The 11,846-nt window shown below is 67.0% G+C and carries 11 protein-coding genes; 2 read left to right on the top strand and 9 right to left on the bottom strand.

The window, feature by feature from the left end; all coding sequences use genetic code 11:
• Nucleotides 1-43: 43 nt before the first annotated feature.
• The 5 genes from ACFTSA_RS08335 to ACFTSA_RS08315 form a co-directional block, all read right to left on the bottom strand.
• Nucleotides 44-1,006, bottom strand: a complete 963-nt coding sequence (locus ACFTSA_RS08335; RefSeq protein ID WP_377950802.1) for a LysR family transcriptional regulator — start codon at nt 1,004-1,006, stop codon at nt 44-46.
• A gap of 42 nt (nt 1,007-1,048) precedes the next feature.
• Nucleotides 1,049-2,626 carry a GMC oxidoreductase gene (locus ACFTSA_RS08330; RefSeq protein ID WP_377950801.1) on the bottom strand — a complete coding sequence of 526 codons (1,578 nt, stop codon included), beginning with the start codon at nt 2,624-2,626 and terminating at the stop codon, nt 1,049-1,051.
• Between the two features lie 16 nt (nt 2,627-2,642).
• On the bottom strand, nt 2,643-4,139 hold the full coding sequence (locus ACFTSA_RS08325) for an MFS transporter (RefSeq protein ID WP_377950800.1): 1,497 nt from the start codon (nt 4,137-4,139) through the stop codon (nt 2,643-2,645).
• A gap of 192 nt (nt 4,140-4,331) precedes the next feature.
• A complete protein-coding gene (locus ACFTSA_RS08320) occupies nt 4,332-5,093 on the bottom strand; it encodes a hypothetical protein (protein ID WP_377950799.1) in 762 nt (253 codons plus the stop codon).
• Complete coding sequence (locus ACFTSA_RS08315; RefSeq protein WP_377950798.1) at nt 5,090-6,133, bottom strand: Gfo/Idh/MocA family protein; 1,044 nt, start codon at nt 6,131-6,133, stop codon at nt 5,090-5,092. The genes ACFTSA_RS08320 and ACFTSA_RS08315 overlap by 4 nt, the downstream gene beginning before the upstream one ends.
• A gap of 107 nt (nt 6,134-6,240) precedes the next feature.
• Here ACFTSA_RS08315 and ACFTSA_RS08310 point away from each other — a divergent pair, with 107 nt between their 5' ends.
• Nucleotides 6,241-7,503 carry an ROK family protein gene (locus ACFTSA_RS08310; RefSeq protein WP_377950797.1) on the top strand — a complete coding sequence of 421 codons (1,263 nt, stop codon included), beginning with the start codon at nt 6,241-6,243 and terminating at the stop codon, nt 7,501-7,503.
• Between the two features lie 8 nt (nt 7,504-7,511).
• Here the strand turns inward: ACFTSA_RS08310 and ACFTSA_RS08305 are convergent, their stop codons facing one another.
• Nucleotides 7,512-7,928 (bottom strand): DUF6379 domain-containing protein, encoded by a 417-nt coding sequence (locus ACFTSA_RS08305; protein WP_377950796.1) that lies wholly within the window; start codon nt 7,926-7,928, stop codon nt 7,512-7,514.
• Between the two features lie 68 nt (nt 7,929-7,996).
• Here ACFTSA_RS08305 and ACFTSA_RS08300 point away from each other — a divergent pair, with 68 nt between their 5' ends.
• Nucleotides 7,997-9,007: a restriction endonuclease subunit R gene (locus tag ACFTSA_RS08300; RefSeq protein WP_377950795.1), complete on the top strand. Its 1,011-nt coding sequence runs from the start codon at nt 7,997-7,999 to the stop codon at nt 9,005-9,007.
• Between the two features lie 90 nt (nt 9,008-9,097).
• Here the strand turns inward: ACFTSA_RS08300 and ACFTSA_RS08295 are convergent, their stop codons facing one another.
• Genes ACFTSA_RS08295 through ACFTSA_RS08285 form a run of 3 tightly spaced genes read right to left on the bottom strand, consistent with a single transcriptional unit; the run spans nt 9,098 to nt 11,694 of the window.
• Nucleotides 9,098-10,102, bottom strand: coding sequence for a sugar phosphate isomerase/epimerase family protein (locus tag ACFTSA_RS08295; RefSeq protein WP_377950794.1), 1,005 nt, complete (start codon nt 10,100-10,102; stop codon nt 9,098-9,100).
• Between the two features lie 9 nt (nt 10,103-10,111).
• Entirely contained in the window at nt 10,112-11,299 is a 1,188-nt protein-coding gene (locus ACFTSA_RS08290; protein ID WP_377950793.1) for a Gfo/Idh/MocA family protein, read from the bottom strand.
• The gene (locus ACFTSA_RS08285; RefSeq protein ID WP_377950792.1) at nt 11,296-11,694 is read right to left on the bottom strand and encodes a DUF6379 domain-containing protein; all 399 of its coding nucleotides are present in this window, start codon (nt 11,692-11,694) and stop codon (nt 11,296-11,298) included. The genes ACFTSA_RS08290 and ACFTSA_RS08285 overlap by 4 nt, the downstream gene beginning before the upstream one ends.
• Nucleotides 11,695-11,846 lie beyond the last annotated feature (152 nt).

Here is an 11,846-nt window from a genome sequence, read left to right as displayed (position 1 = left end):
GACTTTCGCAGGGATCCGCAGGGAGCGGAACGGCGGGTTGGCTCTACGTGGTATCCGCCGCACTGATAGTCACCGGACGGGAGGTGACGGGAAAGAGATCGTGCAGCCGGGCGCAGGAGCGCTGAACCACCGAACGCAGCCAAACACTGGCCGGGTCCTCCGTCTGGGACGGATGCCAGTACATGGCCTCCACCAGGGACGCTTCGGCGTCCTCGGCGAAGCCCAGCACCGCGATCTCCGCGCCGCGCTGGGACCGCGCGGCCAGCATCCCCGGGACCAGCGCCACGAGATCCGTTCCCTCGACCAGAAGCGGCAGGGACAGGAACCCGGCCACCACGGCAGCCACCCGGCGCTGCAGGCCCCGCGATTCGAACAGCTTGTCCGCCGGGGTGCTGATGCCCTCCCCGAAATAACCGACGGCGTGCGGCATTCCGGCGAGGTCCCCGAGGGTTAAGCGGGGCTGCTGGAGCAGGGGGTTTCCTGCGTCGGCAACGGCCACGAAGCTGTCGCGGAAGAGCTGTTTGCTGGCTCCCTTCATATGGTAGCCAGTGGGCCCGACGAGGAGGTCGATCTTGGAATAGTCGGCCATCTGGCCCTGGATGCCGGTCTTGGCGGTGGGGACAAAATCCACGGAAACGCCGGGGGCCTCCTCGCGCAGGATCCCCCGCAGCGGACCCACAATCAGCGCCGCTGCGTAGTCCGATGCCGCGATCACGAATTCCCGCTCGCTGGTCGCGGGGTCGAATCCGGACCGCACGCGCGTGGCCCGCTGGATGTGGAGCATCGCTTCATCAACCAGCGGGACCAGGGACTGGGCAAAGGGCGTGAGGTCATACGTGCGGCCGTTGCGGACCAGGAGTTCGTCGTCGAAGTGGCGCCGGAGCCGTGCCATGGCGGCGCTGGTGGCAGGCTGGCTGAGCTGGAGCCTTTCCGCCGCCCGGGTGATGTTCCGCAACTCCAGCAGCACCTGCAGGTGGGGCAGCAGGTTGAGGTCCAGGTTCTTCATACCCACAGGTTAGCCGGGCACGGCTCCGGATCGCCTCCGTGATCAGGCACCCTGCCCGGTCAGACCTTCGGCAACCTTGCGGGCGCCGCGCACCGCGATGGCCACGCTCATCAGTGTGGGGTTCATCGCCGTTGCGGTTGGGATAAGCGCGTTTCCGCCCACGAGCAGGTTGCTGTAGCCCCACACCCGGGACCAGGGATCAGCAACGGAGGTGCCGTCGTCGGTCTCCCCCATGCGCATGGTGCCCTGGTAGTGCAGGCTTGAACCGTTCGGCATCAGGCGCGGCTCGGCAACGAACACTCCCAGGGCCTTGCCGGCGCGCCGCAGCCGGTCCGTGGCCTCGGCAATCTCCTTCTCTTCCCGCTCCGTGAGCGCGTACTCTATGGTCATGTTCGGGAGGCCGCGGTAGTCCGGCTCCTTGTCGTCGAAGGTCACTGCGTCCTCGAAGCGCGGGTGCTTGCGCATGCCGTAGCCCATGTTGACGTAGCCCCACCGGTTCTCTGCGTAAGGGGTTCCCGGCTCCATGGGGAACGGGGTGGACTCGGAATACATGACCTGGACGGAGAATGGGTGGTCCGGCTCGGAGAATGGGATACGGTTCACTGCGGCGACCGGGTCTGCCGGGTTCTGGGCGCGGCGGGCGAGCTCGGCGTCGAGGTCCTCTTCGGTGGCATAGCGACTCATCTTGTCCGGGTCCAGTGCGACCGTGGAGATGACCACCGGGTGCTCGGTGAGGTAGTGGCCAAGCGCCTGCGGCCGGACCCCGGAGGCCCACAGCAGCTGCGGGGAACGGAACGCATCGGCGGCCACCACTACGACGTCAGCCGGCACGAAGGATTCCTCCCCTGTGCGAAGGTCCTGGGCGGTCACCCCGGTGGTCCGGTGTCCGTCCAGTTCCACGCGGCGCACCAGCGTGAGGTCGCGGAGTTCGAACCGCTTCGAGAGCGGGCTGTCCTTGTCCACGAGGGGTCCAAGGACGACGTCGGCCCCTGCCCAGCGCACGGACCCGTCGGGTTGCGGGTCGCCGGCGACCGGGAGGGTGCCCACGCCGTAGCCTTCGGGCAGTTCAGCCGCGAACTCCTCGTCCAGCAGGGACCGGATGGCCTCCCCCACCTTGGAATCGGCGAAGGCGGCGCTGTGGACGTGCAGCAACCGCTTGGCATCTTCGACTAGCCCGTCCCATTCCTCGTCAGCCATGAACGGGATCTTTTCGCTAAAGGCGGGTGACGGCGTCGCACAGGTCCAGTGGGCACCCTGGCCGCCGACATTAGTGGCAGCAGCCGCCGCGGGGAAGGACGGGGCGTGGGCAGAGCCTGCGCCACCGAAGTCCAGCAGATGGGTGCCCTGGCGGGCGGTGAACATGCCCTCGGTGACCGTGCCCGCCGGGATGCCCAGCGATTCCCTGAAGGCGCCGGACTGTGGCCCCTGCGACATCTCGCGTGCGCGTGCCTTTTCCGCCGGATCGGGGATGTTCCGGACGCTCTCGCCGGGAACACCGCTCAGCTGCGGCCCGGCCTCGAACATCACCACCCGTGCGTTCGGGACGCGTTCCAGGAGCACACGGGCATAGGCAGAGCCGATTGGCCCGCTGCCGACGATCGCGATGGTGGGGTGGGACATGATGTCTCCTTTGAAATCAGGCCGAGAGGGTTTCGGAAGTGGTGAGCGGAGCAGGGACAGGTTCGTCGGAGAGGCGGCCGTGCGGGAGCAGGACCGCTGCGATGATGCCCACGGCGTAGGCTGCGGCGAGGGCGATGAAGACGGGGGTGAAAACGGAGCTGTAGATCTGCGCGACCTGGGTCTGGACCTCCGGGGCAACCCCGTGGACCAGGTGCGGGGTCAGGGTGGAGGCGTCCAGGCCGGCGGGCAACATGGCGGCCACGCCGAAGCCGATCGCGCCGCCGATGACGGCGGTCGCAACGGTTGACCCTACCTGCCGCACCAGGTTGATGGTCGCGGTGATGGTGCCGGTCTGGCTGGCCGGGGCCGCCCCCTGGACCACCGCGACGATGAGGCTCATGAACGCTCCGGTACCCATTCCGACGGTACCCATGACAATCATGGGCACCCAAAGCGGAAGTCCGGCAGGCAGCAGTGCCATCACAAACAGCCCTGCTGCGCCAAGCGAGGTGCCAATGATGGGGAAGATCCGGTACCGCCCCGTCCGGCTGGCCAGCCATCCGGTGAGCAGGTTGCCGATCAGCATGCCGAATACGGTGGCGATGGGCACCAGGCCGGACACTGTGGCGGTGGTCTGGTACGCCATCTGGAAGTACGTGGGCAGGTAGGCGGTGATGGAGAAGAGTCCGACGCCGATGATCGCCGAGAGCGCGGCGCCCGCCGCGATCGTGCGGTTGGCGAAGAAGTCGAGCGGCACGATGGGCTCGGGAGCGCGCCGCTCGATGACGAAGAAGAACACGAAACCGGCGGCGCTGACAGCGAACGCGGCTGCGGCGGCAGGGCCGGCGGTCCGTTCGGCGGCCCACGTGACAGCCAGTACCAGAGCCACCAGGGACATAGTGAAGACCGCCGCACCGGCAACGTCGAAGTGCCTCGGGGCGGGACCCCGTTCCAGATGCGGAACAGCGGTTAGTGCGAGGCCAAGGGCAGCCGCACCCACAGGTATGTTGATCCAGAAGACCCATTGCCAGCCCCAGTTATCGGTGATGGCCCCGCCCAGCACCGGGCCTATCAGGATGGCAATCGGGAAGGCCGCGCCGATGATGGCCATGTAGCGGGGCCGTTCCCGCTGGGTGGTGACCCGCGCGATGATCGTCTGGGACATCAGCTGCAGGCCCGCGGAGCTCATGCCCTGGAGGACGCGGGCTGCGATCAGCCACGTGATGTTCTGGGCGAAACCGCAGGCGAGGGAAGCGGCCAGGAACACCGCCAGGGAACCGAGGAAGATCCGGCGCGCTCCCAGCACATCCCCCAGCTTGCCGAGTACCGGCAGCAGCACCGTGCTGGCGAGGGTGTACCCCACAACAACCCAGCTCATCAGCTGCAGCGCGCCGAGTTCGCCGGCAACAGTGGCGAGGGAGGTGGAAACGACAGTGTGGTCCAGGGCTCCCAGGAATGAGACCGTCAGCAGGGATATTACAAGGAGGCGGAGCCTCAAAGGCGAAAGTGGCATGGTGATCTACCCGATCGATCGGGCCGTCGGCGCGACGTGTTGTGCCTCCGCCGCACCCTTCACGGCGGAGAACGGGTCCGGATGGAACCCCGGCGCCACTACACATACTACCCCACTTTAGTCTGAAAGCAACAAAAGATTGCTCTTATTCGACGTGAAGAAGGGTTGATTCCATCAACGCCGCCGTGAGGGTCAGGTCTCCGAGCATGCCATCCAGGTCCGTGACCGGTTCGCCGGACGAGCACGCCTGGAGTGCGCGCCGCAGGCCAGCCGGGCAGACGATTCATAGCGCGCCGGGGCCCGCAGTGTCCCGTCTGCGCGGGACGTCTCCACGCGAGTCAGCAACGCCGCCTGGTCCACGGTCACTTCGCTCCGTACCTCACCAAGGGCCAGCAGCTGCAGCAATCCGCCCGGATGAAGGCCGGACTCCGTCGCAAGGAGACTGACAGGAAGTGCCCCTCCCGGGGCCGGGGCGTCAAGGAGCACCATCCTGGCCCGGCCCACTGCCGAGCCTGCCCGGAGGGTCAACGGCCCGGGGCTCAGGGAACGGGCCCAGCCTAGACCGTCACAGACCACGGCACCCAGTCCGGAAGGGGCGGCGGTGCACTCCACGGTGACGACTGCGGCCGGGCTCCCGTTTCGTGCCCGGACGGCGTCGGCGACGACGTCCGGGCGCAGGCGCGGGCGTTCAATGATCACAGGAATGCCACCCGGCCACTCGCCGGAGCCAAGGACTTCCCGCGGCAGGACGTCCGGATCCGCTACCACCACTGCCGCCGCTCCCGCCTCCCGCGCCTCCAGCAGCCCCTGCCACCAGTTCCTCGAGCCCGGCATCACCACCACCGCACCCCGGATGGCGTCTGTCAGCTCCGCGCTCACAGGCAGCTCGGCAACAGCGGCAACATAGGAGGGCAACGCCGTGAAGACCCCACGCCTTGCAGTAGTTGAACTCACGCCTGCACCCCTTCGAGCACTTTGGCGGCGGCAGCGTCGGCAAGGCCGATCGCATGATGCGCCTCTGCCAGCAGATCGTCATACTCCACCCGGGCGGCACCCTCGAGAAGCGACCCGAACAGGCGCCACTCCGCCACATACCCGTCCTCCGGATCCCGCCGGCACTCAGTCCATTCGCCGTCAACGCTCCTGATCCTGGTGGCGGCACTTCCCGCGTGGACGAACGCCGGCGGGAAGTCGACCTCGACGCGGTCATGGGAGGTGGCGATACTCATCCGCCAGAGGGTATCCGGCCCCTGCGGGAGCATCGTGAGGGCCAGCTGGACCAGGACCGCGCCGGGCCGGTAGCCCACGAGGTACCCAATGGGCGGCACCATACTGGCGTAGACCACCTCATCAATGCCCGGGGCGATGCCCCGCACAGCGGGAAGGTCATGGATGGCAAGGCCCGTCAGCAACTGCCGGAGGACATCGGATGCCACCGAAGGATCGTTCAGGTCGGGAAGCTCTCCGCGGCGGGCAGCCTGGATTGGTTCGCCTTCCGCGACCAGCCGGTGGTATCTGGCGTTCGGGGGCAGTGCGAGAGTCAGGGAGACTGCCTGCACCCGCCCTTCATGGGCGGCCAGATGGTTTCTGGCACGGCCCCATGCCGGGTCGAACAGGTGGTTGGTTCCTACCAGGAGGATGGTTCCGGCGGCCCTGCAGGCTGCGATGACGGCATCCGCATCCTCCCTGCTGGTGGCCAGCGGCTTTTCGCAGAAGATGGCGCGCTTCCCCGCGGCCACGGCCGCGAGGATCTGGCGCGCATGTTCACCGGGTGGGCTGCAGACAGCGACAACGTCGACGTCCGGGTCTGCCAACAGGTCCTTCTCGCCCGCCGAGCAGCGGGCATCAAGCCGCCGGGCCAGTTCCCGCGCTCGTCCGCTTCCGGCGTCGGCAATGTGGGCGACATCGAACTGGGCTGCCAGTCCCCCGAGGACCGGCAGATGCAGCGCCGCGACGCCCGGCCCGGCTCCGAGTATTCCTACGTTCCAAGGCATCGTCGCCTCCCTTCTTATGTCGTTATTATGCTTAAGTTAAGCAAGTTCTAGCCATAGCCTCCTCCAAATCAGACGTTAGTGGGGTTGGATGTGAAAGAATTGCTGTCATGACGACAGACTCCACGCTCCGCTTCGGGGCGCAGACGGACGAAGTGACGAGCCTCCTGCGGATCGTAAATCTGGTGCGGACGGGCGAGGCCACCACGCGGCCTGAAATCGGCAAAGTGACAGGCCTGGGCCGGGGCGTCGTCAGCCAGCGCGTGGACCAGGCAATTTCGATCGGCTTCCTTGGCGACGGCGAGTTTGGAGCGTCATCCGGAGGCAGGGCGCCGCGCACCCTGCGTTTCCGGGCGGAACAGGGCAGGCTCCTGATATGCGCCCTGGGAGCGGCCCATATCAGGGTCGGTGTGGCCGCCCTCGACGGTGACATCCTGGCCCACATGCACCGCGCCTGGGATATCGCCCAAGGCCCGGAAAGGACTATCGGCGCCGTGATGTCCCTCGTGGATGAAGTACTCAAGGGACATCCCGAGGTACCCGTATGGGGCGTGGTGGTGGGTCTCCCCGGGCCAGTGGACTTCGCTTCAGGCCAGCCCGTGGCGCCTCCGATCATGCCGGGCTGGAACGGCTACGACGTCCGCACTCCTTTCGAGGAACGCTTCAAGGCCCCGGTCTGGGTGGACAACGACTCCAACCTGCTGGCCATGGGCGAACGTGCCCGGCGGCGGGACGCCCTGGCGGACCTGATTTACTGCAAGATCGGCTCCGGCGTCGGAGCAGGCCTGTTGTCCGCGGGCCGGATCCACCGCGGCGCCAACGGTGCGGCCGGCGACATCGGCCACGTCAGGGTTTCGGATTCCGATGCCCAGTGCCGCTGCGGCAAGACCGGTTGCCTGGAGGCTGTGGCCGGCGGATGGGCCCTCGTCCGCGATGCGGAACAGGCCATCAGCGAAGGGACCGACAGCTCCCTCGCCGGCAAGGCAAAGAAGGGGGACCTGACCCTTGAAGACATCACACTCGCCGCCCAGGGTGGTGATTCCCTGGCCATCACACTCATCCAGAAGTCTGCCCGCGTGGCAGGCGAGACCATTTCAGCCCTCGTGAACATGTTCAACCCCGGCGTCATCGTCATCGGCGGGGCCATCGCGTCCGCCGGCGAGGTCTTCCTGGCGGAGGTCCGCCAACGCGTCTACGAACTGTCACTGCCGCTGGCCACCCGCGACCTCACCATCACCCTCTCGGTGAATGACGAGCGGGAACCGCTGCGCGGCGGGGCTGAACTGGCCCGCGAGCAGCTGTTCGATGTCACCTTCCCCCGCTGGTTTGCCGAGGGCCGGCCCTCACCGGAACGGGCCACCGTTCCGGCGTAGGCGGCGGCTCAGGCCACGTCGCGGGAGGCGGCCCCTTCCGGCGTCCGCTGCGTATCCAGCCGCGCCTCCAAATGGAACGGCAGGACCAGCGGTGAGCCCGGACGCGCCTGAAGGTAGGGCACCAAGAGCTGGAAGCTGACGGACACGGCGTGAACGCCGCTGGGAAGGGTGCGTCCGCCGGCCAAAACCAGCCGGTCCTGGATGAACCACCAGCCCCGCTCTTCCTGGAGTGCAGCCCCGGATACGGCGCGGCTCCCCAACAGCACAGTCAAGTCATCCGTCGCAACGGGAACGCCGTCGATTTCCACCGCCACAGCGCTGACGCTGGAAAGGGGCATGGAGCGGATCCAGGGCAAACCGACCCGAAGCTCGAATCCCTCAGAGGCAATGGCCAGCGCGTCATCGCGCAAAGCGGTTTCCAACATGGCTCCCATCCTTTATCCTGAAAGTGACATAAGTTTGTCATTAAGAAGCATAATAGGGAAGGTGACGTATGGCCCCCGATATTCCTTCCGGCTGGACTTTCTGTGCCAGCTCGTTCAATTGGGCACCTGAGATCCTCGCTGCCCGCCGGACTGCCGCTGAGATCGTCACCGGCATAGCTCGCCATACCGCGGGAACGATAGAACTGGAGCCGGGACTCGTATGGCGTTCCTTCCCGGCGCCAGAGGATGCCGAGGTGGACGCTCTGCGCAGTTCCCTGGCCGCGGAGGGCGGGCGTATCAGCATCGTGGGTGCCAGCCTCGACGAATTCACCTCGCCGACGGAGCGCCGCTCGCTGCACGAGCGCCTGGCGTTCCTGGTCCCGCAACTTCGCGCCGCGCAGCGGGTGGGGGCCAGCGGGGTCCGTCTGCCCATCGGACAGGCCGGCGGCGAACTCCTCAGGCTGCTGCTGCCGCTGCTGCACGAGCTGGACCTGGTGCTGTACGAGGAGATCCAGGGGCAGCAGAACCCGGCCAATCCTGCCGTGGCTCCGGCACTGGATGAGATCGCCGGTCTCGACGACGGGCACGTCCGTGTCCTCGCGGACATCAGCATGCTGATGCCCGCACTGCCCGTGACCTACCTCGACGAGCTGCGCCGCGGCGGCGTGGACCCGGAGCTCCTCCGGCGCCTGGAGAATGACTGGCGTGATCCGGCCACCCTCGACGCCGTGACCGCGCTGCTCCGATCCGGAGGCGTTCCGCCCCGGATCCACACTCTCTTCATGAATTTGCTCATCAGGTTTGGCCGCAGCGATGCCGCAGACCTGCAGGGTATCCTCCCGCTGGTGGGTGCGTTCCACCTGAAGTTTTGGGATTTGGACGATGACGGCGGGCGGGTTTCGCAGCCGCTGCGTGACCTCGGCGGCGTGCTGGGAAGGCACGGTTTCACCGGCACCCTGACCAGCGAGTGGGGCGGCCACGAGTGGCTGAAGGAGGACCCGGCGGAGATGACGCGGAAGCATCTGGCGCTGGCCGGGTCGGCGTTGGTTGAGCCGGCCGCAACCCGCGTGGGAGGCTGAGCGGTTTCAGAACCAGCTCGACCCCGTTTTCCACCAACGCAAGGAACGGCCGGCCCTTCAAGGACCGGCCGTTCCTGGCATGCCGTGCTGCTACTTGGTGCTGAAGGCTGCGTCGAAAGCGGCGGCGGAGGGTTCGTAGCTGGCGAGCCTGCGCACGAATGCCAGCGCCTCGGGGGCGCCGTCCAGGCGGTTCATGCCGGCGTCCTCCCACTCCACCGACAGGGGGCCGCGGTAGTGGATGGAGTTCAGCATCCGGAACGCGTCCTCCCAGGGCACATCGCCGTGGCCGGTGGAAATGAAGTCCCAGCCGCGGCGCGGGTCGGCCCAGGCCAAGTGCGATGAAAGCCGCCCGCTGCGGCCGTTGGCCAGGCGCTTCTTCGTATCCTTGCAGTGCACGTGGTAAATCCGGTCCTGGAAGTCCCAGAGGAAGCCCACCGGGTCGATGTCCTGCCACACCATGTGGCTGGGGTCCCAGTTCAGGCCGAACGCCTCACGGTGTCCGATCGCTTCGAGGGCGCGGTGCGTGGTCCAGTAGTCGTAGGCGATCTCGGACGGGTGCACTTCATGCGCGAACCGGACCCCGACCTCGTCGAAGACGTCCAGGATGGGGTTCCACCGGTCGGCGAAGTCCTGGTAGCCGGCGTCGACCATCTTTTCGGACGCCGGCGGGAACATTGCCACGTACTTCCAAATGGATGATCCCGTAAACCCGGTCACGGTCTTCACGCCGAGCTTCGCGGCGAGCCGCGCCGTGTTTTTTAGCTCCTCGGCGGCGCGGCGGCGGACGCCCTCGGGGTCGCCGTCGCCCCAGACGACGTCCGGCAGGATGCCGCGGTGACGTTCGTCGATGGGATCGTCACATACGGCCTGGCCCTTGAGGTGGTTGGCGATGGTCCACACCTTGAGGCCGTGGCGTTCAAGAATGTCCAGCTTCCCCTGCACATAAGCGTCGTCATCCCAGCGCCACGGGTCCAGGTGGTCGCCCCAGCAGGCGATCTCCAGCCCGTCGTAACCCCACTCCCCCGCGAGCCGGGCCACCTCCTCGAAGGGCAGGTCCGCCCACTGGCCGGTGAACAAGGTGATTGGTCGTGCCATTTTCCCCTCCTAAACAGCCTGCACAGGAACGCCGGCGGCGACGCGTGTCCAGGCGGAATCATTCTCGGAACTGCGCTCCACGGCGTCGAGCACCCGCTGCACCTGCAGACCGTCAGCGAACGAAGGACGCGGGTCCGTGCCGCCCGCGATGCCCTCCACCAGGTCCTTGACCTGGTGGGAGAACCCGTGCTCATAACCGAGCATGTGGCCGGCGGGCCACCATGCCGAGACGTAGGGGTGCTCCGGCTCGGTGACCAGGATCTTCCGGAAGCCCTGCCGGTCTGACGGTGCCGTGCGGTCGTAGAGCTGGACGCTGTTGAGGTCCTCAAGGTCGAAGGCCAGGGCGCCTTTGTCTCCCGAGACCTCGATCTGCAGCGCGTTCTTCCGGCCGGTGGCAAAGCGTGAGGCCTCGAACGAGGCCAGCGCACCGGATTCGAAGCGGCCGGTGAAGATCGCGATGTCGTCCACAGTCACCTGGCCCTTGCCAACACCGGCGGTGCCGGACAGAGCTGAACCTGAGTCCAGGAGGGGCCGCTCCTTCACGATGGTGTCGATGACGCCGGACACCTTCTCCAGGTTCATCCCGGTGACAAACTGGGCCAGGTCGATGGCGTGCGCTCCGATGTCCCCCAGCGCCCCGGAACCTGCGTGCTCCTTTTGCAGGCGCCAGGCCAGCGGCATTTGCGGGTCCACCAGCCAGTCCTGCCGGTAAGAGGCCCGGACGTGGTTGACGGTTCCCACAGCCCCCTCGGCGATGAGGTCGCGCAGGAAGGTGACGGCCGGAACGCGGCGATAGGTAAAACCGACCATGGCCCGCACGCCCCGGGCGGCTGCCCGCTCGGCTGCTTCGGCCATGGCCTCAGCCTCCGCCACCGTGTTGGCCAGCGGCTTTTCGCAGAGGACGTGTTTCCCGGCCTCCAGCGCGGCGATCGCGATTTCGGCGTGGGAGTCGCCGGGGGTGACGATGTCGACGACGTCGATATCGTCCCGGCTGATCACTTCCCGCCAGTCTGTGACTGACTCGGCCCAGCCCCATTTTGCCGCGGCCTCGGCCACGGCTTCGGCGTTCCGCCCCACGACGACCGCCATCTCGGGCTCGGCGGTCAGGTCGAAGACCCTCGGGGCCGTGCGCCAGCCCTGGGAGTGGGCTGCCCCCATGAATCCGTAGCCGATCATGGCCACCCGCAGCGTTGTCATGCCAGTACTACCGTGCGTTCTACCGCGACGCGGTTGCCCACGTACCGCATGGGTGCGATCTGCATGTAGAGCAGGCGGAGGGTGAGGATGACCTCGACGTCGATCTCCTCGCCGGCGTCGGGGACGCGGTCCAGCGGGATGATCACATCGGGCTTGTCCGCCACGAACCAGAGCGTCTCCCACTGCTCCGGAAGTTCCGCGATGGAGTAGGACTGGCCCTGCAGCTCGAAGCGGAGGGAGTCCTTGGGAATCGCAACGCCATTGACGGTAGCTGCCACGTCGTCAACGGCAGACAGCCAAAGGCTGCGGTACCAGGGCAGCTGTACCGATACGGCAATGCCCTCGGGGTGCCTGCGGACGTCTGTGTCCTGGAACAGGGAATTGTGAGTTGCCATGGGCTTTCCTTACTTGAATGTATCGACGAAAGTGTCGTGGGGTACGGGCGGCAGCGGGTCGAGCGTCTGCTGGGTGTTCGGGCTGTACGTCGCCGAAATACATGAGGTCCAGCGCGAAGGCGTGCTGGTTCTTCTCCGCGAAGCTGATCCAG

The organism is Arthrobacter sp. NPDC057013 (assembly GCF_042674585.1).
Taxonomy (GTDB): domain Bacteria; phylum Actinomycetota; class Actinomycetes; order Actinomycetales; family Micrococcaceae; genus Arthrobacter.
This window is presented reverse-complemented; position numbering and strand designations above follow the sequence as displayed.